The organism is Enterobacter cloacae complex sp. HYC003_NIDB, assembly GCF_056673375.1.
In genome coordinates, this window is sequence record NZ_CP114220.1 from 4,191,722 (window position 1) to 4,214,768 (window position 23,047).

General features: G+C 58.1%; 23 protein-coding genes. 17 read left to right on the plus strand and 6 right to left on the minus strand.

Annotated features, from left to right (window positions below):
- Positions 1-64: 64 nt before the first annotated feature.
- Together tsr and hpaR are read right to left on the minus strand one after the other, a co-directional pair.
- Positions 65-1,729, minus strand: a complete 1,665-nt coding sequence (tsr, locus tag O1722_RS20085) for a methyl-accepting chemotaxis protein (protein ID WP_100151229.1) — start codon at positions 1,727-1,729, stop codon at positions 65-67.
- Positions 1,730-1,812: 83 nt separating this feature from the next.
- A complete protein-coding gene (gene hpaR / locus O1722_RS20090; protein WP_017383846.1) occupies positions 1,813-2,253 on the minus strand; it encodes a homoprotocatechuate degradation operon regulator HpaR in 441 nt (146 codons plus the stop codon).
- A 268-nt stretch (positions 2,254-2,521) separates the two neighbouring features.
- Between hpaR and hpaG the strand changes: the two genes are divergently transcribed.
- The 14 genes from hpaG (at position 2,522) to yjiA (ending at position 16,788) form a co-directional block, all read left to right on the plus strand.
- Positions 2,522-3,799, plus strand: a complete 1,278-nt coding sequence (hpaG, locus tag O1722_RS20095; protein WP_017694558.1) for a 4-hydroxyphenylacetate degradation bifunctional isomerase/decarboxylase — start codon at positions 2,522-2,524, stop codon at positions 3,797-3,799.
- The gene (gene hpaE, locus O1722_RS20100; protein WP_017383848.1) at positions 3,796-5,262 is read left to right on the plus strand and encodes a 5-carboxymethyl-2-hydroxymuconate semialdehyde dehydrogenase; all 1,467 of its coding nucleotides are present in this window, start codon (positions 3,796-3,798) and stop codon (positions 5,260-5,262) included. The genes hpaG and hpaE overlap by 4 nt, the downstream gene beginning before the upstream one ends.
- Before the next feature lie 2 nt (positions 5,263-5,264).
- Complete coding sequence (gene hpaD, locus O1722_RS20105; RefSeq protein WP_033486716.1) at positions 5,265-6,116, plus strand: 3,4-dihydroxyphenylacetate 2,3-dioxygenase; 852 nt, start codon at positions 5,265-5,267, stop codon at positions 6,114-6,116.
- Between the two features lie 9 nt (positions 6,117-6,125).
- Positions 6,126-6,506, plus strand: a complete 381-nt coding sequence (locus tag O1722_RS20110; protein WP_033486715.1) for a 5-carboxymethyl-2-hydroxymuconate Delta-isomerase — start codon at positions 6,126-6,128, stop codon at positions 6,504-6,506.
- Between the two features lie 154 nt (positions 6,507-6,660).
- On the plus strand, positions 6,661-7,464 hold the full coding sequence (gene hpaH, locus O1722_RS20115) for a 2-oxo-hept-4-ene-1,7-dioate hydratase (protein ID WP_015572593.1): 804 nt from the start codon (positions 6,661-6,663) through the stop codon (positions 7,462-7,464).
- 9 nt (positions 7,465-7,473) lie between these two features.
- Complete coding sequence (gene hpaI / locus O1722_RS20120) at positions 7,474-8,268, plus strand: 4-hydroxy-2-oxoheptanedioate aldolase (RefSeq protein ID WP_032670605.1); 795 nt, start codon at positions 7,474-7,476, stop codon at positions 8,266-8,268.
- Between the two features lie 21 nt (positions 8,269-8,289).
- Positions 8,290-9,633: a 4-hydroxyphenylacetate permease gene (gene hpaX / locus O1722_RS20125; RefSeq protein WP_033486714.1), complete on the plus strand. Its 1,344-nt coding sequence runs from the start codon at positions 8,290-8,292 to the stop codon at positions 9,631-9,633.
- Positions 9,605-10,537 (plus strand): 4-hydroxyphenylacetate catabolism regulatory protein HpaA, encoded by a 933-nt coding sequence (gene hpaA, locus O1722_RS20130; RefSeq protein WP_015572590.1) that lies wholly within the window; start codon positions 9,605-9,607, stop codon positions 10,535-10,537. The genes hpaX and hpaA overlap by 29 nt, the downstream gene beginning before the upstream one ends.
- Positions 10,538-10,714: 177 nt before the next feature.
- Positions 10,715-12,277: a 4-hydroxyphenylacetate 3-monooxygenase, oxygenase component gene (gene hpaB / locus O1722_RS20135; RefSeq protein WP_010427196.1), complete on the plus strand. Its 1,563-nt coding sequence runs from the start codon at positions 10,715-10,717 to the stop codon at positions 12,275-12,277.
- Between the two features lie 17 nt (positions 12,278-12,294).
- A complete protein-coding gene (locus tag O1722_RS20140) occupies positions 12,295-12,804 on the plus strand; it encodes a 4-hydroxyphenylacetate 3-monooxygenase reductase subunit (protein ID WP_017383854.1) in 510 nt (169 codons plus the stop codon).
- A 120-nt stretch (positions 12,805-12,924) separates the two neighbouring features.
- Complete coding sequence (locus O1722_RS20145; protein ID WP_015572587.1) at positions 12,925-13,182, plus strand: HTH domain-containing protein; 258 nt, start codon at positions 12,925-12,927, stop codon at positions 13,180-13,182.
- A gap of 219 nt (positions 13,183-13,401) precedes the next feature.
- A complete protein-coding gene (locus O1722_RS20150; RefSeq protein WP_017694565.1) occupies positions 13,402-15,555 on the plus strand; it encodes a carbon starvation CstA family protein in 2,154 nt (717 codons plus the stop codon).
- Between the two features lie 65 nt (positions 15,556-15,620).
- Positions 15,621-15,824 (plus strand): YbdD/YjiX family protein, encoded by a 204-nt coding sequence (locus O1722_RS20155; protein ID WP_003856610.1) that lies wholly within the window; start codon positions 15,621-15,623, stop codon positions 15,822-15,824.
- Positions 15,825-15,834: 10 nt separating this feature from the next.
- Positions 15,835-16,788: a GTPase gene (yjiA, locus tag O1722_RS20160; RefSeq protein WP_015572586.1), complete on the plus strand. Its 954-nt coding sequence runs from the start codon at positions 15,835-15,837 to the stop codon at positions 16,786-16,788.
- Between the two features lie 55 nt (positions 16,789-16,843).
- Here the strand turns inward: yjiA and O1722_RS20165 are convergent, their stop codons facing one another.
- The gene (locus O1722_RS20165) at positions 16,844-18,202 is read right to left on the minus strand and encodes an esterase-like activity of phytase family protein (RefSeq protein WP_033486713.1); all 1,359 of its coding nucleotides are present in this window, start codon (positions 18,200-18,202) and stop codon (positions 16,844-16,846) included.
- Between the two features lie 400 nt (positions 18,203-18,602).
- On the opposite strand from O1722_RS20165, the gene O1722_RS20170 reads away from it, so the two are divergent.
- Positions 18,603-19,148, plus strand: a complete 546-nt coding sequence (locus O1722_RS20170) for a YfaZ family outer membrane protein (protein WP_033486712.1) — start codon at positions 18,603-18,605, stop codon at positions 19,146-19,148.
- A gap of 175 nt (positions 19,149-19,323) precedes the next feature.
- On the opposite strand, the gene O1722_RS20175 is transcribed toward O1722_RS20170, so the two are convergent.
- On the minus strand, positions 19,324-20,694 hold the full coding sequence (locus O1722_RS20175; protein ID WP_033486710.1) for an NAD-dependent succinate-semialdehyde dehydrogenase: 1,371 nt from the start codon (positions 20,692-20,694) through the stop codon (positions 19,324-19,326).
- Positions 20,695-20,847: 153 nt separating this feature from the next.
- On the opposite strand from O1722_RS20175, the gene O1722_RS20180 reads away from it, so the two are divergent.
- Both O1722_RS20180 and O1722_RS20185 read left to right on the plus strand, forming a co-directional pair.
- The gene (locus O1722_RS20180; RefSeq protein WP_033486709.1) at positions 20,848-21,600 is read left to right on the plus strand and encodes a helix-turn-helix domain-containing protein; all 753 of its coding nucleotides are present in this window, start codon (positions 20,848-20,850) and stop codon (positions 21,598-21,600) included.
- A gap of 38 nt (positions 21,601-21,638) precedes the next feature.
- Entirely contained in the window at positions 21,639-22,277 is a 639-nt protein-coding gene (locus O1722_RS20185) for a LysE family translocator (RefSeq protein ID WP_033486708.1), read from the plus strand.
- Between the two features lie 28 nt (positions 22,278-22,305).
- Here the strand turns inward: O1722_RS20185 and O1722_RS20190 are convergent, their stop codons facing one another.
- Both O1722_RS20190 and O1722_RS20195 read right to left on the minus strand, forming a co-directional pair.
- Entirely contained in the window at positions 22,306-22,608 is a 303-nt protein-coding gene (locus O1722_RS20190; RefSeq protein WP_017694570.1) for a BrnA antitoxin family protein, read from the minus strand.
- Positions 22,595-22,882 (minus strand): BrnT family toxin, encoded by a 288-nt coding sequence (locus O1722_RS20195; protein ID WP_015572580.1) that lies wholly within the window; start codon positions 22,880-22,882, stop codon positions 22,595-22,597. The genes O1722_RS20190 and O1722_RS20195 overlap by 14 nt, the downstream gene beginning before the upstream one ends.
- Between the last annotated feature and the right edge of the window lie 165 nt (positions 22,883-23,047).

Sequence of the window (23,047 nt, forward strand, 5' to 3'; positions counted from 1 at the left end):
CCGGCGAAACGCACAATCCGTAGGCCGGGTCAGGCGCAGCCGCCACCCGGCAAAACGCACAGCGTCAGAACGTTTCCCAGTTATCGCCCGCATCTGCGGTAGCCGGTTTACGCGCTACTACCGGTGCGGCAACGCTTTTCGCCGAGGCGAACTCGCGCGCCTTCATCTGTTCCTGCTGAATACGGAACACCGCAACGGCCTGCGTCAGACGGCTCGCCTGCTCTTCCAGTGCCGCGGCCGCCGCCGCAGACTCTTCCACCAGCGAGGCGTTCTGCTGCGTCACGCGATCCATCTCAGCCACCGCCAGCCCAACCTGGTCAATACCGCGGCTCTGCTCGTCAGACGCAGACGCGATTTCGCCCATGATATCCGTCACGCGCGTTACCGCATTCACGATCTCACCCATGGTTTCACCCGCGCTTTCAACAAGCGTTGAACCAATTTCCACGCGCCCCACGGAGTCTTCAATCAGGCTCTTGATCTCGCGAGCCGCCTGGGCGCTGCGCTGCGCCAGGTTTCGGACTTCACCTGCAACCACCGCAAAACCACGCCCCTGCTCGCCCGCACGCGCCGCTTCTACCGCCGCGTTCAGCGCCAGAATATTGGTCTGGAAGGCAATCCCGTCGATCACGCTGATGATATCGGCGATTTTCTGCGAACTGCCGGCGATGTCACGCATGGTCTGCACCACGTTATCCACCACCTTGCCGCCTTTCTGCGCGGTTTCAGACGCGCTCAGCGCCAGGTTGCTCGCCTGACGGGCGTTCTCGGCGTTCTGCTTCACGGTGGCAGTCAGCTGTTCCATGCTGGCGGCGGTCTCTTCCAGAGAGGCAGCCTGCTGTTCGGTACGGGATGAGAGATCGTTATTGCCCATCGAGATTTCGCTCGCACCGCTGTAAATAGCGTTGGCGCCGTTACGCACGTCACCCACGGTACGCACCAGCTCGCCCTGCATATGGCGCAGGGAGTCAGCCAGTACCCCCATCTCGTTGGAGCCTTCCACGTCGATGCGCTTCACCAGGTCGCCGCTGGCGATATGACGAATGCTGTCAATCAGACGGTTCAGCGGCGAAATCAGCGCCTGACGAATACCCAGCCAGACGGCAACAATCACCACCAGCACCGCAGCCAGCACGCTAATCAGCACCCAGATAGCCTGGCGGTAAGAGCTGTTGCTGTCTTCAACCGCGGTCTGATACAGCGCGTCGTTCTGTTGCAGATAGTTGACGTACTGCTTCTCAAAGCCATCCTGATAGCTCTGGGTCGGCTGGTCGAAGAACTCATTGATTTTGCCCGCCCCCAGCAGCTGGATCAGCTCAGCCAGCGCGCCATGGTAAATATCGTAATTACGTTTGATTTCCAGTGCCGCAGCGTCGCTCTGACGCGGGTCGCGCGGCAGCGCTTCGTAATCCGCCCAGTTTTTTTCCGCCTGTTTCAGAGACGCAGAGGCAATCTGCATCAGCTCGGCGACGGTTGAGCCGCTGCCGATATTGTTCTGATCCATCATATAGCGGATACCCGCGCGGTTCAGGGTGTTACGGGTTTGCAGCAGCGCCACCCAGCTACCGTTCAGGGTGGATTGTTGCTGGCGAATGGTTTGCAGGATGGTGAAATTCTCTTTGTCATGCTTCAGGGCATTGAAGAAAAGACCACCAGACGTGAGTTGTAAAAGGCCAAATATCCCTAAAACCAGCAGTAAGCTGGTGACAATCTTGATTCGGTTTAACATGTTTTCTCTTTCCTCAGGCAGATACAGAATATTCGGCCTGGCATGAGAAAACTTTACGAAAATCATCCTGGAATTTAGGGTTTTTACGCTTCGTCCCTCGCGGCGATATGTCGGTTTCCAAGTTCAATAAACTCTTCCAGCAGCGCCGTGAGCTGCTTCATCTTCTCAGGCGTATATTCCGCCTCTATCTGCTGGTACGCCTCTTCCACCTGAGCCTGAGCACGCTGGTACAGCGCATTGCCTTCTTTCGTCAGCGACACGTACAGCTTGCGCTGGTCAGTCACCGGTTTTAAGCGCAGCACCAGACCGTCGCGCTCCATCCGCGTCAGAATGCCGGTCAGGCTTGGGCGCAAAATACAGGTGCGGAACGCCAGATCGTGAAAATCCATGGAGGGATGCTCGGCCAGCACGCGGACGATACGCCACTGCTGCTCAGTCAGATTATGCCGCTTCACTATCGGGCGGAAGTAGCCCATCGCCGCTTCACGCGCCTGCAACAGCGCGATGGTTAATGAGTCATGCATCATCTACCCCTTACATCATTAACAAATAAACAATTAAAAACAGATGCTTTTATAGACAACACGTTTTAACCCAAAAAGTCTAACAGAAACAAAGCTATTTTTTTAACTTATTGATTTAAATATATATTAACCCTTTTATGTAAATTTATTGTTATTTGCATCACAAATTATTCACTTCTGATTGCGAAACGAACAGCAAAAGCATAAAACCAGATCATTAACATATTAATGAAATCAAAACCGGACAGCCGGTTTGAGGAGTATGGGAATGAAAGGTACTGTTTTTGCCGTAGCGCTAAACCACCAAAGCCAGCGTGTGGCCTGGGCTGAGGCGTTTGAAAAAGCCCCCTATAACGCGCCGCCAAAAACGGCGGTGTGGTTTATCAAGCCACATAACGCTGTTATCCGCGCAGGCGAACCGATTCCCTTCCCGCAGGGAGAAACCGTGTTAAGCGGCGCGACGGTGGCGCTGGTGGTGGGCAAAACCGCCAGCAAAGTACGCGTTGAAGAGGCAGCGGCGTACATCGCCGGCTACGCGCTGGCTAACGAAATCAGCCTGCCGGAAGAGAGCTTCTACCGTCCGGCGATCAAGGCCAAATGCCGGGATGGATTTTGCCCGCTCGGCGAACCTGTCGCCGTTGATAACGTGGATAATCTGACCATCATCACCGAGATCAACGGCCGCGAAGCGGACCACTGGAACACGGCCGATCTGCACCGCAACGCCGCCGAACTGCTGAGCGCCCTGAGCGAATTTGCCACCCTGAACCCCGGCGATGCGATATTGCTCGGCACTCCGCAAAGCCGCGTCGAAGTTCGCCCGGGCGATCGGGTACGTATTCTGGCAGAAGGATTTCCGCCGCTGGAAAACCCGGTGGTGGAGGAACGCGACGTTGCCATCGCTTCGCGCACGCCGCCGCACGCCACGCTGTTCGCCCTCGGCCTGAACTACGCCGATCACGCCAGCGAGCTGGACTTCAAACCGCCCACCGAGCCGCTGGTGTTTATCAAAGCGCCAAACACCTTTAACGGCGACAACCAGACCTCGGTGCGCCCAAACAACATTGAATACATGCATTACGAAGCCGAGCTGGTGGTGGTCATCGGCAAAACCGCGCGCAAGGTCAGCGAAGCCGAGGCGATGGAGTATGTTGCGGGCTACACGGTGTGCAACGACTACGCCATCCGCGATTATCTCGAAAACTACTATCGCCCGAACCTGCGGGTGAAAAGCCGCGACGGGCTGACCCCCATCAGCCCGAACGTAGTGCCAAAAGAAGCCATTCCTGACCCGCACAACCTTCGTCTTCGCACCTACGTCAACGGTGAACTGCGTCAGGAAGGCACCACGGCAGACCTGATCTTCAGCATCCCCTACTTGATTGCGTATCTGAGTGATTTCATGACCCTGCAACCGGGCGACATGATTGCCACCGGCACGCCGAAGGGGCTGTCCGACGTGGTGCCGGGCGATGAGGTAGTGGTGGAAGTGGAAGGCGTAGGCCGTCTGGTAAACCGAATTGTCAGTGAGGAGACTGCAAAATGAAAAAGATTAACCACTGGATCAACGGTAAAAACGTCGCCGGAAGTGAGTACTTTCAAACCACTAACCCGGCCTCCGGCGAGGTGCTGGCAGAAGTGGCCTCAGGCGGCGAAGCCGAAATCCATCAGGCCGTTGCCGCCGCCAAAGAGGCGTTTCCGAAATGGGCCAACCTGCCGATGAAGGAGCGCGCGCGCCTGATGCGTCGCCTGGGGGATCTGATTGACCAGAACGTACCGGACATTGCCGCGATGGAAACCGCCGACACCGGCCTGCCGATCCACCAGACCAAAAACGTGCTCATTCCGCGCGCCTCGCACAACTTCGAGTTCTTCGCCGAGGTGTGCCAGCAGATGAACGGCAAAACCTACCCGGTCGACGACAAGATGCTCAACTACACCCTGGTGCAGCCGGTGGGTGTCTGCGCGCTGGTGTCGCCGTGGAACGTGCCGTTTATGACCGCCACCTGGAAGGTCGCGCCGTGCCTGGCCTTAGGGAATACCGCGGTGCTGAAGATGTCTGAACTCTCCCCGCTGACCGCTGACCGTCTGGGCGAGCTGGCCCTCGAAGCGGGCATTCCGGCGGGCGTGCTCAACGTGGTGCAGGGCTATGGCGCCACGGCGGGCGACGCGCTGGTGCGTCATCATGACGTGCGCGCCGTCTCCTTCACCGGCGGTACCGCCACCGGGCGCAACATCATGAAAAACGCCGGGCTGAAGAAGTATTCCATGGAGCTGGGCGGCAAATCGCCGGTGCTGATTTTCGAAGACGCAGACATCGAGCGCGCGCTGGACGCCGCCCTGTTTACCATCTTCTCCATCAACGGCGAACGCTGCACCGCCGGCTCGCGCATCTTCATCCAGCAGAGCATCTACCCGGAGTTCGTCAAACGCTTTGCCGAGCGCGCCAACCGCCTGCGCGTGGGCGACCCGACCGATCCGAACACCCAGATTGGCGCGCTCATCAGCCAGCAGCACTGGGAAAAAGTCTCCGGCTACATCCGCCTCGGCATTGAAGAGGGGGCAACCCTGCTGGCGGGCGGCCCGGACAAACCGACCGATCTGCCTGCGCACCTGAAAGGCGGCAACTTCCTGCGCCCGACCGTGCTGGCGGATGTCGATAACCGCATGCGCGTGGCGCAGGAGGAGATCTTCGGGCCAGTGGCCTGCCTGCTGCCGTTTAAGGATGAAGCGGAAGGCCTGCGCCTGGCGAACGACGTGGAGTACGGCCTGGCATCTTACATCTGGACCCAGGACGTCAGCAAAGTGCTGCGTCTGGCGCGCAGCATCGAAGCGGGCATGGTGTTCGTCAACACCCAGAACGTGCGCGACCTGCGCCAGCCGTTTGGCGGCGTGAAGGCCTCCGGCACCGGGCGTGAGGGCGGCGAGTACAGCTTCGAGGTCTTCGCGGAGATGAAGAACGTCTGTATCTCCATGGGTGACCATCCGATTCCAAAGTGGGGGATCTGACCATGGGTAAATTAGCGTTAGCGGCAAAAATCACACACGTTCCGTCAATGTATCTCTCTGAACTGCCGGGCAAAAACCACGGCTGCCGCCAGTCGGCCATCGACGGGCATAAAGAGATCAGCAAGCGCTGCCGCGAGCTGGGCGTGGACACCATTATCGTCTTCGACACCCACTGGCTGGTGAACAGCGCGTATCACATCAACTGCGCGGACCATTTTTCGGGCGTCTACACCAGCAACGAGCTGCCGCATTTTATTCGCGACATGACCTACGACTACGACGGCAACCCGGAACTCGGCCAGCTGATTGCCGACGAAGCGGTGAAGCTTGGCGTTCGCGCCAAGGCGCACAACATCCCGAGCCTGAAGCTGGAGTACGGCACGCTGGTGCCGATGCGCTACATGAACGCGGATAAGCACTTCAAAGTGATCTCCATCTCGGCGTTCTGCACGGTTCACGACTTCGCCGACAGCCGCAGGCTTGGCGAGGCCATCATCAGTGCCATCGAAAAATACGACGGCACCGTGGCGGTGCTTGCCAGCGGCTCGCTCTCGCACCGCTTTATCGACGACCAGCGCGCGGAGGAAGGGATGAACAGCTACACCCGCGAGTTTGACCGCCAGATGGACGAGCGCGTGGTGAAGCTGTGGCGCGAGGGGCAGTTCAAGGAGTTTTGCAGCATGCTGCCGGAGTACGCCGACTACTGCTACGGCGAGGGCAATATGCACGACACGGTGATGCTGCTGGGGATGCTCGGCTGGGACAAATACGACGGTAAGGTGGAGTTTCTCACCGAGCTGTTCGCCAGCTCCGGCACCGGCCAGGTCAACGCCGTTTTCCCGCTGCCCGCGTAAGGAGCCACCATGCCGCACTTTATTGCTGAATGTACCGACAACATCCGCGAAGAGGCCGACCTTCCGGGGCTGTTCGCCAAAGTGAACGAGGCGCTCGCCGCCACGGGCATCTTCCCCATCGGCGGTATCCGCAGCCGCGCCCACTGGCTGGACACCTGGCAGATGGCAGACGGTAAGCACGATTACGCCTTTGTGCATATGACGCTGAAGATTGGCGCGGGGCGCAGCCTGGAAAGCCGGGAAGAGGTCGGTGAAATGCTGTTTGCGCTGATTAAAGATCATTTCGCAGCGCTGATGAACAGCCGGTATCTGGCGCTGTCGTTCGAGCTCGACGAGCTGCACCCGACGCTTAATTACAAGCAGAACAACGTGCACGCGTTGTTTAAGTAGCCGTTTGCTCGCCCGGTGGCGCTGCGCTTACCGGGCCTACAACGGCCCCAAACCGTAGGCCGGGTAAGCGCAGCGCCACCCGGCAACAGCAGCACCGAACCGTAGGCCGGGTAAGCGAAGCGCCACCCGGCAACAGCCGCACAAAGGATACGCCATGCTCGACAAACACACCCATACCCTGATCGCCCACCGCCTGCATCAGGCGGAACAATCCCGGGAGCAGATCCGCGCGATCTCGCTGGAGTACCCGGAGATCACCATTGAAGACGCCTACGCCGTCCAGCGCGAATGGGTGAGCCTGAAAATCGCTGAAGGCCGCGTGCTGAAAGGCCACAAGATCGGCCTCACCTCCAAAGCGATGCAGGCCAGCTCGCAGATCAGCGAGCCGGACTACGGCGCGCTGCTGGACGATATGTTCTTCCACGACGGCAGCGACATCCCCGTGGATCGCTTTATCGTCCCGCGCATTGAAGTGGAGCTGGCCTTCGTGCTGGCAAAACCGCTGCGCGGCCCGAACTGCACGATCTTCGACGTCTACAACGCCACGGATTACGTCATCCCCGCCCTGGAGCTGATCGACGCCCGCTGCCATAACGTTGACCCGGAAACCCAGCGCCCGCGCAAGGTGTTCGACACCATCTCCGATAACGCCGCCAACGCGGGCGTGATCCTCGGCGGCCGCCCGATTAAACCCGACGAGCTGGATCTGCGCTGGATCTCCGCCCTGCTCTACCGCAACGGTGTGATCGAAGAGACCGGGGTCGCCGCAGGCGTGCTTAACCACCCGGCAAACGGCGTGGCGTGGCTGGCGAACAAACTCGCGCCATACGACGTGCAGCTTGAGCCAGGCCAGATCATCCTCGGCGGCTCGTTTACCCGCCCGGTTGCCGCCAGCAGAGGCGACACCTTCCACGTCGACTACGGCAACATGGGCTCCATCAGTTGCCGCTTTGTGTAGGAGTGCACCATGGAAAACGCATTTAAGACCGCGCTGAAAGCCGGAAAGCCGCAAATCGGCCTGTGGCTGGGGCTGACCAGCAGCTACAGCGCTGAGCTACTGGCCGGGGCCGGTTTTGACTGGTTGCTGATCGACGGAGAGCACGCGCCGAACAGCGTGCAAACCATCCTGACTCAGCTACAGGCCATCGCCCCTTATCCCAGCCAGCCGGTGGTGCGCCCGTCGTGGAACGATCCGGTGCAGATCAAGCAGTTGCTGGACGTGGGGGCGCAAACCCTGCTGGTGCCGATGGTGCAAAACGCCGACGAAGCCCGTCTGGCGGTCAGCGCCACCCGCTATCCGCCTGCCGGCATTCGCGGCGTCGGCAGCGCGCTGGCGCGGGCGTCGCGCTGGAACCGCATCCCGGAGTATCTGCATCAGGCTAACGACGCCATGTGCGTGCTGGTGCAAATCGAAACTCGCGAGGCGCTGAAAAACCTGCCGCAGATCCTGGACGTGAAAGGGGTGGACGGCGTGTTTATCGGCCCGGCGGATCTGAGCGCCGACATGGGCTTCGCCGGTAATCCGCAGCACCCGGAGGTGCAGGCCGCCATTGAACAGGCGATCGCGCAGATCCTCAGCGCGGGCAAAGCGCCCGGCATCCTGATGGCGAATGAACAGCTGGCAAAACGCTATCTCAGCCTCGGCGCGTTGTTTGTCGCGGTCGGCGTGGATACCACCCTGCTCGCCCGCAGCGCCGAAGCGCTGGCGGCCCGCTTTACCGACGTCACCACAGCAGTTGATAACAATAAATCCGTCTACTAAACGTACGATGTGGAGCGCAACATGACGACCTCAACCCTGCATAATAAAGCTGTTGAACATCGCGTTATTAATAAGCTGTTCCGTCGTTTGATCGTGTTTCTTTTTATCCTGTTTGTTTTCTCGTTTCTCGATCGCATCAACATCGGCTTTGCCGGGCTGACGATGGGCAAAGATCTGGGCCTCACGTCAACCATGTTTGGCCTGGCCGCGACGCTGTTTTACGTGACCTACGTGCTGTGCGGTATCCCCAGCAACATCATGCTGGCGAAGGTCGGCGCCCGCCGCTGGATCGCCGGGATCATGGTGGTGTGGGGCATCGCCTCTACCTGCACCATGTTCGCCACCAGCCCCGAAACGCTCTACGTCCTGCGCATGCTGGTGGGCATTGCCGAAGCCGGTTTCCTGCCGGGCATTCTGGTCTATCTCACCTGGTGGTTCCCGGCGTATCACCGCGCCCGCGCCAACGCGCTGTTTATGATCGCCATGCCGGTGACCATGATGCTCGGCTCGATCCTCTCCGGGTACATTCTGGCGATGGACGGGCTGTGGAACCTGAAGGGCTGGCAGTGGCTGTTCCTGCTGGAGGGGCTGCCGTCGGTGGTGCTCGGCGTGGTAACCTGGTTCTACCTTAACGACACCCCGGATCAGGCCACCTGGCTGGATGATGACGAAAAGCAGGCACTCGAAACGATGATCGCCCGCGAGCAGGAGCTGGCCATTGCGCACGCCGCCACGCCGCGATCGACGCTGCGCGAGGTGCTGACGCCCGCCGTGCTGCTCTACACGCTGGCCTACTTCTGCCTGACGAATACGCTGAGCGCGATCAACATCTGGACGCCGCAGATCCTGCAAAGCTTCAACACCGGCAGCAGCAATATCGTGATTGGCCTGCTGGCGGCGATCCCGCAGTTTTGCACCATCCTCGGGATGATCTGGTGGAGCCGCCGCTCCGACAGGCTGAAAGAGCGAAAAAAGCACACCATCCTGCCGTATCTGTTTGCAGCGGCGGGATGGATGCTGGCCTCGGCGACCGATCACAGCCTGATCCAGCTGCTTGGCATCATCATGGCCTCAACCGGATCGTTTACCGCCATGGCGATATTCTGGACCACGCCGGATCAGGTTATTAGCCTGCAATCCCGCGCGGTGGCGCTGGCGGTGATCAACGCCATCGGCAACGTCGGGTCTGCCGTCAGCCCATTGCTGATAGGTATTCTGCGCGACGCGACCGGCAGCTTCAGCTCGGGACTGTGGTTCGTGGCGGGTCTGCTGGTGGTGGGCGCGCTGGTGCTGACGCGCATTCCGATGACGCAGCGGGATCAACAGAGGAACGATCATGTGCCAGAGCCCCATCGCCAACATTGATATCAGCAAGGATTACGACGAAAGTCTGGGCACCGACGATGTGCACTACCAGTCGTTTGCCCGCATGGCGGCCTTTTTTGGCCGCGACATGCAGGCGCACCGCCACGACCAGTATTTTCAGATGCATTTTCTCGACACCGGGCAGATTGAGCTCCAGCTCGACGACCACCGTTACTCGGTGCAGGCGCCGCTGTTCGTGCTAACGCCACCGTCGGTGCCGCACGCGTTTATTACCGAATCCGACAGCGACGGCCACGTGCTGACGGTGCGCGAGGATCTCATCTGGCCGCTGTTAGAAGTGCTCTACCCCGGTACGCGGGAAGCGTTCGGCCTGCCGGGGATCTGCCTGTCGCTTGCCGACAGGCCTGACGAGCTGGCGGCGCTGAAGCACTACTGGCAGCTGATTGCCCGGGAATCCACGGAACAACTGCCCGGTCGCGAGCATACGCTGGTCCTGCTGGCCCAGGCCGTTTTTACCCTGCTGCTGCGCAACGCGAAGCTCGACGACCACGCGTCAGGCGGCATGCGCGGTGAGCTGAAGCTTTTTCAGCGCTTTAACCAGCTGACAGATGCTCATTACCACGAGCACTGGACGGTGCCGGAGTATGCCAGCGAATTGCATCTCACCGAATCTCGCCTGACCGATATCTGTCGCCGCTTCGCCAACCGCTCGCCGAAACGGCTGATCTTCGACCGCCAGCTGCGGGAAGCCAGGCGTTTGCTGCTGTTTTCCGACAGCACAGTGAGCGAAATTGCCTGGCAGCTGGGGTTTAAAGATCCGGCCTATTTCGCCCGTTTTTTTAACCGACTGACGGGGTGCTCACCCAGCGCATACCGGGCGCAGAAAGTACCGGTATCGCCTGTTCCCCTCACCCCTGCCCTCTCCCAAAGGGAGAGGGAGTAACCGTCCCCTCTCCCTTTGGGAGAGGGTTAGGGTGAGGGAAATCACACTCTGCGATCTCTCGCGAAAAGTACCTGCCGTTGTCCCAATCGTCCCTTCACGTTCCGCCCCTCTCACGCTTCAATTAAACAACAAAAACAAAACATAAATTTAACAACCATCTTCCGATACGAGGTCCCTATGAAGCCTGAAGATTTCCGCGCTGATGCCAAACGTCCGTTAACCGGTGAAGAGTATTTAAAAAGCCTGCAAGATGGCCGTGAGATTTATATCTACGGCGAGCGCGTTAAGGACGTCACTACCCACCCGGCATTTCGCAATGCGGCGGCGTCCATCGCCCAGATGTACGATGCCCTGCACAAGCCAGACATGCAGGATACCCTCTGCTGGGGTACCGATACCGGCAGCGGCGGCTACACCCATAAATTCTTCCGCGTGGCGAAAAGTGCCGACGATCTTCGCCAGCAGCGTGACGCCATCGCCGAGTGGTCGCGCCTGAGCTACGGCTGGATGGGGCGTACGCCGGACTACAAAGCCGCGTTCGGCTGCGCGCTCGGCGCTAACCCTGCCTTCTACGGTCAGTTCGAGCAGAACGCCCGCAACTGGTACACCCGTATTCAGGAAACCGGCCTGTACTTTAACCACGCCATCGTCAACCCGCCGATCGATCGCCATAAACCGGCGGACGAGGTGAAAGACGTTTACATCAAGCTGGAGAAAGAGACCGACGCCGGGATCATCGTCAGCGGCGCGAAAGTGGTGGCCACCAACTCGGCATTGACCCACTACAACATGATCGGCTTCGGCTCCGCGCAGGTGATGGGGGAAAATCCGGACTTCGCGCTGATGTTCGTCGCGCCGATGGATGCCGAAGGGGTGAAGCTGATCTCCCGCGCCTCATACGAGATGGTGGCAGGGGCGACAGGCTCTCCGTACGACTACCCGCTCTCCAGCCGCTTTGACGAGAACGACGCCATTCTGGTAATGGATCATGTGCTGATCCCGTGGGAAAACGTGCTGATCTACCGCGATTTCGACCGCTGCCGTCGCTGGACGATGGAAGGTGGCTTCGCCCGCATGTACCCGCTTCAGGCCTGCGTGCGTCTGGCAGTGAAGCTCGACTTCATCACCGCTCTGCTGAAGAAGTCGCTGGAGTGTACCGGCACCCTCGAGTTCCGCGGCGTGCAGGCGGATCTCGGCGAAGTGGTGGCGTGGCGCAACATGTTCTGGGCGCTGAGCGACTCCATGTGCTCCGAAGCCACTCCGTGGGTAAACGGCGCGTATCTGCCTGACCACGCGGCGTTACAGACCTACCGCGTGATGGCGCCAATGGCCTATGCGAAGATCAAGAACATCATCGAACGTAACGTGACCTCCGGGCTGATCTACCTGCCGTCCAGCGCGCGGGACCTGAACAACCCGCAGATCGACCAGTACCTGGCGAAGTACGTGCGCGGCTCCAACGGGATGGATCATGTCGAACGCATCAAGATTCTGAAACTGATGTGGGATGCCATCGGCAGCGAGTTTGGCGGACGTCACGAGCTGTACGAAATCAACTACTCCGGTAGCCAGGATGAGATCCGCCTGCAATGCCTGCGTCAGGCGCAAAGCTCCGGCAACATGGACAAGATGATGGCGATGGTTGACCGCTGCATGTCCGAGTACGACCAGCACGGCTGGACCGTACCGCACCTGCACAACAACACTGATATCAATATGCTGGATAAGCTGCTGAAATAACGCAGCGGGAGGTTTCAATGCAATCTGAAGAACGCCTGCGTTTTCGCGACGCGATGGCCAGCCTGTCGGCGGCGGTGAATGTGGTCACCACCGAGGGCGATGCGGGTCGCTGCGGCATTACCGCCACCGCCGTCTGTTCGGTCACGGACACCCCGCCCTCGGTCATGGTCTGCATCAACGCCAACAGCGCCATGAACCCGGTCTTCCAGGGCAACGGCAAACTGTGCGTCAACGTGCTGAACCACGAGCAGGAGATCATGGCCCGCCACTTTGCCGGGATGACCGGCATGGCAATGGAGGAGCGCTTTGCTCTCTCCTGCTGGCAGAAAGGACCGCTGGCGCAGCCGGTGCTGAAAGGCGCTCTGGCAAGCCTGGAAGGTGAGATAACCCAGGTGCAAACCATCGGCACCCATCTGGTCTACCTTGTAGAGATTAAGAACATCATCCTCAGCAGCGAGGGGCACGGCCTGATCTACTTCAAACGCCGTTTCCACCCGGTGATGATGGAGATGGAAGCCGCGATTTGATCCCGTTGCACAAAAAAACGCTAAGGTTTCCGCAAAGGTGCGCCGTTAACTATCCATAAGATAAATTTTCCGGGGCGGCTGGCAACGTCGTCAGCCGCCCCCTTAACGCTGGAAAGTCTTATGGCCCCTTCACCCCGAAGCCGCTCGGCTGAACGTCTGGTTGAAATCATTATTGCCCTGCATCGCAACGGAAGCGTTAATCGCCGCGATCTGATGCAAAAATTTGGCATTACCGAACGCACGGTGTACCGCGATTTACAGGCGCTTTCCCCGATTATTGAACACGACGGCAAAGGGCGCTATCAGCTGCTGCCCGCGTATCAGCCCTGCCGCTGCGTACACTACCCTGAAGCGAACGACAAAAGTCCACAGGGCTAGATTATTCTCAGTGATCTCAATCACATATTTTCTCCCACCGGGGGTGAGCCTTAACCACTCACCCTCGCTTTTGACCGCTCACGCATCGCTTTCAACCACTCACCCATTTACCGTGCTTTACACGCGCGAGGATCTGGCACGATCGCTCCAGCATTAATCAATACCTCCTCACAACGAACCCTGACCCTTTTTTCTTTACATAAAAAACCAGGTCTTATTATGGATACTAAAAAACTACTTAAGCACGTGCCCTGGGCCATCCTCGGGATCATCGGTGCTTTCTGTCTGGCGGTTGTCGCATTACGCCGGGGCGAGCACGTCAGCGCCCTGTGGATCGTGGTCGCGTCGGTTTCCGTCTACCTTGTGGCTTATCGCTACTACAGCTTGTACATCGCGCAGAAGGTTATGAAGCTCGACCCGACGCGCGCCACCCCGGCGGTTATTAACAACGACGGCCTGAACTACGTGCCAACCAACCGTTACGTGCTGTTTGGTCACCACTTCGCCGCCATTGCAGGCGCGGGTCCGCTGGTCGGTCCGGTGCTGGCTGCGCAGATGGGCTACCTGCCGGGTACGCTCTGGCTGCTGGCGGGCGTGGTGCTGGCGGGAGCGGTGCAGGACTTTATGGTGCTGTTTATCTCCTCGCGCCGTAACGGTTCGTCGCTAGGCGAGATGATCAAAGAGGAGATGGGCCGCGTGCCAGGCACGATCGCTCTGTTCGGCTGCTTCCTGATCATGATCATCATCCTGGCGGTGCTGGCCCTGATCGTGGTGAAAGCGCTGGCCGAAAGTCCGTGGGGCGTCTTCACCGTCTGCTCTACCGTACCGATTGCGCTGTTCATGGGCATCTACATGCGCTTCCTGCGCCCTGGCCGCGTTGGCGAGGTGTCGATCATCGGTATCGTGCTGCTGGTCGCCTCCATCTACTTCGGCGGCGTGATTGCGCACGACCCGTACTGGGGTCCGGCGCTGACCTTTAAAGACACCACCATCACCTTCGCGCTGATCGGCTACGCATTCATCTCAGCGCTGCTGCCGGTGTGGCTGATTCTGGCTCCGCGTGACTACCTGGCAACCTTCCTGAAAATCGGCGTTATCGTCGGGCTGGCCATTGGTATTGTGATCATCAACCCGGAGCTGAAAATGCCGGCGGTGACGCAGTACATTGACGGTACCGGTCCGCTGTGGAAAGGCGCCCTGTTCCCGTTCCTGTTTATCACCATTGCCTGCGGTGCCGTGTCTGGCTTCCACGCGCTGATCGCCTCCGGCACCACGCCGAAGCTGATGGCCAACGAAACCGACGCGCGCTTCATCGGTTACGGCGCGATGCTGATGGAATCCTTCGTGGCGATCATGGCGCTGGTTGCGGCGTCGATTATCGAGCCTGGCCTGTACTTTGCGATGAACACCCCGCCGGCGGGTCTCGGCATTACCATGCCAAACCTGCATGAGATGGGCGGCGAAAATACCGCGCTGATCCTGGCACAGCTGAAAGACGCCAGCGCGCACGCGGCGGCGACCGTCAGCTCCTGGGGCTTCGTGATTTCGCCCGAGCAGATCATGCAGACAGCGAAAGACATCGGCGAACCGTCCGTGCTGAACCGCGCAGGTGGCGCGCCAACGCTGGCGGTGGGTATCGCACACGTGTTCCACAAAGTGCTGCCGTGGGCGGACATGGGCTTCTGGTACCACTTCGGCATTCTGTTTGAAGCGCTGTTCATCCTCACCGCGCTGGATGCCGGTACGCGTGCAGGCCGCTTCATGTTGCAGGATCTGCTGGGTAACTTCGTGCCATTCCTGAAGAAAACCGACTCTCTGGTGGCCGGCGTTCTGGGCACTGCGGGCTGCGTAGGCCTGTGGGGTTATCTGCTGTATCAGGGCGTTGTTGACCCGCTGGGCGGCGTGAAGAGCCTGTGGCCGCTGTTCGGTATCTCTAACCAGATGCTGGCGGCTGTGGCCCTGGTGCTGGGTACCGTTGTCCTCGTGAAGATGAAACGCACCAAATACATCTGGGTCACCGTGGTGCCTGCGCTGTGGCTGCTGCTCTGCACTACCTGGGCGCTGGGTCTGAAACTGTTCAGCACCAACCCGCAGCTGGAAGGCTTCTTCTTCATGGCTAACCAGTACAAAGAGAAGATTGCCGCAGGCGGCGCGGATCTGACCGCGCAGCAGATTGCCAACATGAACCATATCGTGGTGAACAACTACACCAACGCGGGTCTGAGCATTCTGTTCCTGGTGGTGGTGTACAGCATTATCTTCTACGGCATCAAAACCTGGATGAAAGTGCGTAACGTTGAGGGCCGTACGGACAAAGAGACCCCGTACGTACCGGTGCCGGAAGGCGGCGTGAAGACCTCCTCACACCATTAATTAAGCATGTTACTGTAGGCCCGGTAAGCGTAGCGTCACCGGGCTTCTTCTATCTGGAACCCTCAATGTTTGGTAACTTAGGCGAAGCAAAAAAATACCTCGGTCAGGCGGCGAAAATGCTGATTGGCATTCCGGACTATGACAACTACGTTGAGCATATGAAGACCAACCATCCGGATAAGCCGTACATGACCTACACTGAATTCTTCCGCGAGCGTCAGGAAGCGCGCTACGGCGGAAGTGGAGAAGGCGGCGTCCGCTGCTGCTAAAGGAGAAACCATGACCCCGATTGCCGTTACCCTGCTGACCGGTTTCCTCGGCGCCGGTAAAACCACCCTGCTGCGCCACATTCTGAACGAGCAGCACGGCTTCAAAATCGCCGTCATCGAAAACGAATTTGGCGAAGTCTCCGTTGACGATCAGCTGATTGGCGACCGCGCCACCCAGATCAAAACCCTGACCAACGGCTGCATCTGCTGCACCCGCTCTAACGAATTAGAAGACGCCCTGCTGGACCTGCTCGACAGCCGCGATCGCGGTGACATCGACTTCGACCGACTGGTGATCGAGTGCACCGGCATGGCCGACCCCGGCCCGATTATTCAGACTTTTTTCTCTCATGAGATCATTTGCCAGCGCTATCTGCTGGACGGCGTCATCGCTCTGGTGGATGCGGTCCATGCCGACGAGCAGATGAACCAGTTCACCATCGCCCAGTCCCAGGTTGGCTACGCCGACCGCATCCTGCTGACCAAAACCGACGTGGCGGGTGAAAGCAAAAAACTGCGCGAGCGCCTGACGCGCATCAACTCGCGTGCGCCCATTTACACGGTGACGCATGGCGATATCGATCTCGCTCAGCTGTTCAACACCAACGGCTTTATGCTGGAAGAGAACGTCACCGCGAAACCGCGCTTCCACTTTATGTCCGACAAGCAAAACGACGTGACGTCGATTGTGGTGGAGCTGGACTACCCGGTGGACATCAGCGAGGTCTCCCGCGTGATGGAGAACCTGCTGCTGTCATTTGCCGACAAGCTGCTGCGCTATAAAGGGATGCTGTGGATCGACGGCGAGCCGAACCGCCTGCTGTTCCAGGGCGTGCAGCGCCTGTACAGCGCCGACTGGGATCGCCCGTGGGACGATGAAGCGCCGCACAGCGTGATGGTGTTTATTGGAATACAGCTGCCGGAAGAAGAAATTCGGGCAGCGTTTGCGGGGCTGAAGAAATAACCTCACCGATCATCCCCTCCCCCTCGCGGGGAGGGGGTTAGGGTGAGGGGGAAACTTATTTCAACGCCTCCGTCAGCGTCACAATCCACAGCTCGCTGTCGGACTCCGGTTTCTTCAACGGCTTCACGCTGAGGGTGGTTTCAACCGGTTTGTCATCCAGCGTCAGCGCCCCCTGCGCGTTCACCCGATAATCCTTGAGCTTCTTGCCTTCGACTGGCTTCTGCATCGCCACCTTCACGCCAAAGTCATTATCGTTCGCCACTGCCAGCGTTTTGCTGTCAATCAGCGCCAGCCCTTCGGCCTTTTCCTGCTGCCAGCCCAGCGCACGCAGATCGACCACCTGCGTTTTTTCCGCAAGCGTGATGCCGCGCTGCGCCAGCGTTTTCTCATCATCAAACTCCGGGTATTCGCCCGGCTTGTCGAAGGCCGCCAGATCGCTCGCCTTGCTCAGATCAACCCTGTAGATGAGGTTACGCATTGCGTCATTTTTATCCTCGCCCTGTTCAATCAGCAGGATGGTGTGGTTATCCAGCGCCACTATGTCGCCGATTTTGGCGTCGCTGTTTTTGCTGTAGGCCGCGCTGTCGACAGGGTAGCCATACATCGCGGTTTTCCCGGTCGCCGGATCGAAGCTCACCAGACGCGTAAACAGCGCCTGTTTTTTGCTCTTCCCGTCGATATCCAGCGTGCTTTGCACGGCGGCGATAATGCGTCCGTCCGGCATGCGGGTCAGCCCTTCAAAGCCCCGGTTTGCCTGACGCCATTTGATAACGTTTGGCAGACCGCCCGCGATGGATTTCTCCCCTTCCGTCGCCTGCGGACCGTGGATCGCGAGGATTTTACCTTTACTGTCGACGTTAATCAGGAACGGGCCATACTCATCGCACAGCCAGTAACCGCCCTTCCCGTCCGGCGTGATGCCTTCCGTATCCAGCCCGCGGTTATCGCCTTTCAGCACTTTTAAGGTGTCGCTTAGCGCGACTTCATTGGTAGATCCAATCACGCCGCTTTGCAGCGGCAGGCCGTTGATCTCGCCTTTATCATCATGCAGCGGTCGCGCGTCCACGGCCTCCGCTTTGCCGTTTAGCACACGGATCGTCATCAGCAGCGGGGCGAAATCCGGGGTAACAAAGATTTTGGCATCGTTTTTCCCCATTTTTGGCGAATCCGCGTTAGGACCGCGATCGGTCACGGTCGCAAACGTCAGCGCATCGCCCTGCTTGCCCGTGAATAACAAACCCGAACCAATCCCCACCGGGAGCCCGTTCGGGAATGCGCTGGCAAACGCACCGCTGTATTTGACATGCGCGCCTTCGGGAAAGCTGACGACGTAGCGCTCCGCGGTTGGCTGTGCCGCCAGGCCAGAGAAAGAGAGCGCACAACCGACTAGCACAGGAATAATTTTTCTTTTCATATTGTTAGCATCCAGTAAGTGAAGCCAACAACGTAATGAAGAAACGTGTCAGAAAAATGACATGTAAAGACCCTGAGGGACGTATATCAATCACCAGAAATGTAAACCTCTGTCTTTATCTGTGTCAGCTGAAATACTTTTGGAAATTATTAGAAACCCAATTAATTCATGGCGAAGGACTATTTGCGCCTCGTTCATTTTACGTTTAGCCAGGAATGTAAACTGTCCCTAAACGCGAATGTATTGGGCATTGACGATTTGCCATATAAACAATTCACCAACATTTACCATTCAAAAACCCAACATAAACAGCATAAAAATGCGAGACATATCACATTTGCAGTCATAAACATCGCTTGTTAAGGTGCCCTCAGATTAATTTAATGACGAGGAAACACTCATGAAAAAACTTAACGTCCTGATCCTTTCTGCTCTGACCGCCGTATCGGGCTCCGCACTGGCCATGGGTGGCAGCATTGAGCAGGGTAAAAACTTTACTAACCTCAATCTGGAAATGGGGAAATCCTCATCTGGCCTGTATGCGGAGAGCAACTGGCTGAAAAACACCGATGACGGCACCCAGACCGGCGGCGTTGGGGCAGGCTACAACCTGGAAGTGGGTCCGGTGATGCTGAACGCTGGCGCGAAAGCCATCTATATTGGCCCGAAAAAAGGCGATAACGGTGTGGCGTTCCCGATTGGCGGCGGTGTTAACGTTGCGCTGACGGACAGCATTCACGTGTTTGGTGAAGGTTATGTGGCGCCAGACGGCCTGAACAACAGCGTGAAGAACTATGTGGAAGCTAACGGCGGCGTAAGCTGGACGCCAGTCAAACCTGTCACGCTGAAAGTGGGCTATCGCCACGTGAGCGTAGACGGTAAAGACGGTCGTCCAAACCACACGCTGATCGACGGCGCATATGTAGGCGGTGGAGTGTCCTTCTAAGCCTGTTTGCGCGTTTCGCCCGGCGGCGCTACGCTTGCACGGGCCTACAATGTAGGGTGCAATGTATTAAAATTATTGCACTTTGTAGGCCGGTTAAGCACAGCGCCACCCGGCAAGAAAAGCGGTGCAACGGTTAATGGCAAACCTGCCGGATGGCAGGTTTTTTATTACCGCGTTACTTGCGAACGACCACCAGCTTCTGGTTCACAAACTCTTTGATCCCCAGGTCCGACAGCTCGCGTCCGTAACCCGAACGTTTTACGCCTCCGAACGGTAGCTCTGCCGCAGTGTCGGTGAGCCAGTTGATGTACACCATCCCGGTCTCAATGCGCGACGCCATTTTCTTCGCGCGCTCGATGTTCTGGCTGAACACCGCTCCGCCCAGTCCGTAGTGGGAGTCGTTCGCCAGGGCAACCGCCTCGTCGTCGTTTTTCACCACATAAATCTGCGCTACCGGGCCAAAGAACTCCTCGAAGTACGCCGGGTTATCACGCGAGATATGCGTCAAGATGGTCGGCTCAAAGAAGCTTCCGTCACGCTGAACCGGCTTGCCGCCATGGTGCAGCTTCGCGCCATTTTTCACCGCCTCGTTAACCTGTTTAGTTAGCGTCTCCAGCGCGTCTTTGGATGACAAAGGCCCCAGCGTGGTGCTTTCGTCCAGCGGATCGCCAATTTTCACCTGCTTAAACGCCTCGGTGAATTTGCTCAGGAAGGCGTCTGCAATCTTTTCATGCAGGATAAAGCGCTTCGCCGCGGTACAGACCTGCCCGGCATTGTTCAGCCGCGCGTTAACGCCGATCTTCACGGCTTTATCCAGGTCGGCATCGTCCAGCACCACGAACACGTCGTTCCCGCCCAGTTCCAGGGTCGATTTTTTGAGGTGCTTCGCAGCCTGTGCCGCAACCACGCTACCCGCTTTTTCTGAACCGGTCAGCGCCGCCCCCTGTACGCGATCGTCGGCGATAATGTTCGCCACCTGTTCGGACGAGATAAACAGGTTGGTCCACGCCCCTTCCGGCGCGCCCGCTTCACGTACCAGCTGTGCAAAGGTCTCTGCACAGTGCGGCACGATGCTGGCGTGCTTGGCGATCACCGGGTTGCCCGCTGCCAGGTTTGGCGCCAGAACGCGCATCAGCTGATAGTACGGGAAGTTCCATGGCTCGACGGCCATCAGCACGCCGATGGGGTGATGTTCAACCCATGCTTCCCCGAGTTCAGAGTCATACTTCACCGGGGCCAGGAACTGCTTCGCGTTGTCCGCATAGTAGCGGGCGATTTGCGCGCACAGCTTCACTTCGCCGCGGCTTTGTTCGATGAGCTTACCCATCTCCTGACTGGCGATTTTCGCCAGATCCTCCACGCGTTCGTCGATCAGGTCCGCCAGCTTATGCAGCACCGGCAGGCGCTGGCTTATGTCGCCTTTCGCCCAGTCGGAGTGATAGAGCGCATCGGCTGCCTTCAGCGCCGCTTCAACGTCTGCGTCAGTGTGAGAGGGATATTCTTTGATGAGCTGGTTCGTGGCAGGATTTACTGTCTGGTAAGCCATATCGAATCTCCTTGTTTTACCGCTTAGGGTATTAAGGGTAGTCAATCTGACTGGCTTTGAAGGTAAAGTTGGGTATATACGGAGGGTTCTTAACAAGACGCTGCCAGGCGATGCGCAGACATGGTATAAAAAATGCTCATCAATGGAGTTCCTATGACCGATACCCGCCACATCCGCCAGACCTTTAACCGCGCAGCAGGCCTTGAGCTGCGCAGTACGTGGCAAAGCACCCGGGCATATAAACGTCATTGCCATCCACAGCTCTCCATCGGCGCGATTGTGGAAGGCCAGACCTGCTGCGTAAGTCATGGCAATGCGTACGTTCTTGATCCCGGTGATCTTATCGTGATCCCGGCTTATGCCCCGCACAGCTGCAACCCCGTTGTCGGGAAGCCGCGCAGTTACCATATGCTCTATATCGACACCGATCTTCCCCTGGCGCTACAGGTTATTCGCGATCCCACGCTCTTTAAGCACTTTCTTGCCGTTGTCGGGACGATGTCCTCCGCATCCGTGGAGACCCTGCTTTCTGCCCTTCCCCGTTGCGCGGGTGAGATGAATGCACCTCGCTCAACCAGTCAGCAGGTTCAGCAGGCGTTACTCTCCGACCTTGCCGCACCGCCTTCCCTTGACGAACTCGCCCAACGATTCTCACTGCGCAAGGAGACGCTGATCCGCACTTTCAGGCAGGATACCGGCCTGACGCCGGGCAGTTTCCTCAACATTTCGCGCGTGGAGTACGCCAAAGCGCGGCTGCGCGCGGGGGATAATATCGCCGACGTGGGCTACCAGAGCGGGTTTGCCGACCAGAGTCATTTTCATAAGACCTTCGTGAATTATACCGCTGCCACGCCGCGCCAGTACGCCACGGGCCGATCAATATCAGACAATAATCAGGATACGTAACGTCGTAAGGTGACCTCAGATTTGTCACTGAGGTCGCTATGGAACTGTTATTTCCCTCCGCCTTTCTTGCCCTGGCGCTGGCGCATTTTGTTGCCCTGTTAAGCCCGGGCCCGGATTTCTTCCTGCTGGTAGGCTACGCCGCCCGCTACCGGCTGCGCGGCAGCGCCGGATTGTGTCTCGGCATCGCAGCAGGTAACGGGTTGTATATCTTACTGGTGATTATCGGCTGGAGCGCGCTGCGCCAGTTTGGGTGGCTGTTTACGCTTATCGAACTGTCCGGCGCGCTGTACCTGCTGTGGATTGGCTCGCATCTTGTGCGCAGCCGCCCGCAGCCGCTGGCGCTGGAAGAACCCCGCCAGCGCTGCCCTTCTCTGCGTAAGCAAATCCTGCTGGGGCTGGGTTCGGCGCTGTTAAATCCCAAAAACGCGTTGTTCTACCTGGCGCTAATGACAGCGTTACTCGGGCCGGACGTCACACTGCTTCAGCAGGCGACCTGCGGCGTCTGGATGGTGATGGTGGTGCTGGTATGGGAGCTGGCGCTGATATCGCTGATGGGGTTACCGGCGGTTCAGCGAAAGCTCAGCCGTTCGCTCTGGCTGATAGAGCGAACGGCGGGGGTGGTATTGATGGGGTTTGGTGGGTGGGTGCTGTGGCGGGTAGTGGCAAATATCCTCTGAGAGAAAAGGCAGCCTGACGCTGCCTGTGTTATTTTTTGTTCTGATCGCGCAGCATCGCCTCGCGCAAAATGGCATTAAGCCGCGTCTGGTAACCTTTCCCTGGCCGTTTAAGCCACTCCATCACGTCGGCGTCAATGCGTACTGATGCCTGAGTTTTGAGCGGTCGATAGAATTTTCCCCGCACGGCACCGGCCCAGCGATCATCCTCCGTGGCCGGTATATCGCTGTAATCAATTTCCCTGTCGGGTTTATCCGCCAGCGCTTTGAGTTCAGCCTCCCGGCGGGCGCTCACTTCCGGTGCACTACCGCGTTTATGTTTAACGATGCTCATAACGCCTCCTCTCTTTACGATCCGCTTTACGCGCACTGATGATACGTATGATTTCATCCCCGCTTTCAAAACGTACCGTGTGCGCGACCAGAATGACAATAACGCCCTGTACAAGACCAATGGTTTGCCAGCGAAACTCCCCGTTTTCATAACGATCCTGAACAGACAAATGGCAGGGATCGTCAAAAACCAGAACTGCATCTTCAAAACGAATGGCGTGTTTTTGCAGATTGCTTTTCGCCTTATTGCTATCCCACTCATACTCTATAGGCATAGTGTACCCTTCCCTGATTGTATATACAAAAAAGCATATACAAACAGAGCAGTATTTGAACGAAAAAGACAATGTTTTGATTTGATTTCTGAAGGAGCATTCCAGAAAGTGAGATGACTGGCCTCGTGCAGCTTTGCACTTTTCCCCCGTATCCCTCTATCCTTA

Bases quoted from the DNA above. Each gene is read 5' to 3' on its own strand.
- tsr (WP_100151229.1), bottom strand. From the start codon at position 1,729: ATGTTAAACCGAATCAAGATTGTCACCAGCTTACTGCTGGTTTTAGGG.
- hpaR (WP_017383846.1), bottom strand. From the start codon at position 2,253: ATGCATGACTCATTAACCATCGCGCTGTTGCAGGCGCGTGAAGCGGCG.
- hpaG (WP_017694558.1), top strand. From the start codon at position 2,522: ATGAAAGGTACTGTTTTTGCCGTAGCGCTAAACCACCAAAGCCAGCGT.
- hpaE (WP_017383848.1), top strand. From the start codon at position 3,796: ATGAAAAAGATTAACCACTGGATCAACGGTAAAAACGTCGCCGGAAGT.
- hpaD (WP_033486716.1), top strand. From the start codon at position 5,265: ATGGGTAAATTAGCGTTAGCGGCAAAAATCACACACGTTCCGTCAATG.
- O1722_RS20110 (WP_033486715.1), top strand. From the start codon at position 6,126: ATGCCGCACTTTATTGCTGAATGTACCGACAACATCCGCGAAGAGGCC.
- hpaH (WP_015572593.1), top strand. From the start codon at position 6,661: ATGCTCGACAAACACACCCATACCCTGATCGCCCACCGCCTGCATCAG.
- hpaI (WP_032670605.1), top strand. From the start codon at position 7,474: ATGGAAAACGCATTTAAGACCGCGCTGAAAGCCGGAAAGCCGCAAATC.
- hpaX (WP_033486714.1), top strand. From the start codon at position 8,290: ATGACGACCTCAACCCTGCATAATAAAGCTGTTGAACATCGCGTTATT.
- hpaA (WP_015572590.1), top strand. From the start codon at position 9,605: ATGTGCCAGAGCCCCATCGCCAACATTGATATCAGCAAGGATTACGAC.
- hpaB (WP_010427196.1), top strand. From the start codon at position 10,715: ATGAAGCCTGAAGATTTCCGCGCTGATGCCAAACGTCCGTTAACCGGT.
- O1722_RS20140 (WP_017383854.1), top strand. From the start codon at position 12,295: ATGCAATCTGAAGAACGCCTGCGTTTTCGCGACGCGATGGCCAGCCTG.
- O1722_RS20145 (WP_015572587.1), top strand. From the start codon at position 12,925: ATGGCCCCTTCACCCCGAAGCCGCTCGGCTGAACGTCTGGTTGAAATC.
- O1722_RS20150 (WP_017694565.1), top strand. From the start codon at position 13,402: ATGGATACTAAAAAACTACTTAAGCACGTGCCCTGGGCCATCCTCGGG.
- O1722_RS20155 (WP_003856610.1), top strand. From the start codon at position 15,621: ATGTTTGGTAACTTAGGCGAAGCAAAAAAATACCTCGGTCAGGCGGCG.
- yjiA (WP_015572586.1), top strand. From the start codon at position 15,835: ATGACCCCGATTGCCGTTACCCTGCTGACCGGTTTCCTCGGCGCCGGT.
- O1722_RS20165 (WP_033486713.1), bottom strand. From the start codon at position 18,202: ATGAAAAGAAAAATTATTCCTGTGCTAGTCGGTTGTGCGCTCTCTTTC.
- O1722_RS20170 (WP_033486712.1), top strand. From the start codon at position 18,603: ATGAAAAAACTTAACGTCCTGATCCTTTCTGCTCTGACCGCCGTATCG.
- O1722_RS20175 (WP_033486710.1), bottom strand. From the start codon at position 20,694: ATGGCTTACCAGACAGTAAATCCTGCCACGAACCAGCTCATCAAAGAA.
- O1722_RS20180 (WP_033486709.1), top strand. From the start codon at position 20,848: ATGACCGATACCCGCCACATCCGCCAGACCTTTAACCGCGCAGCAGGC.
- O1722_RS20185 (WP_033486708.1), top strand. From the start codon at position 21,639: ATGGAACTGTTATTTCCCTCCGCCTTTCTTGCCCTGGCGCTGGCGCAT.
- O1722_RS20190 (WP_017694570.1), bottom strand. From the start codon at position 22,608: ATGAGCATCGTTAAACATAAACGCGGTAGTGCACCGGAAGTGAGCGCC.
- O1722_RS20195 (WP_015572580.1), bottom strand. From the start codon at position 22,882: ATGCCTATAGAGTATGAGTGGGATAGCAATAAGGCGAAAAGCAATCTG.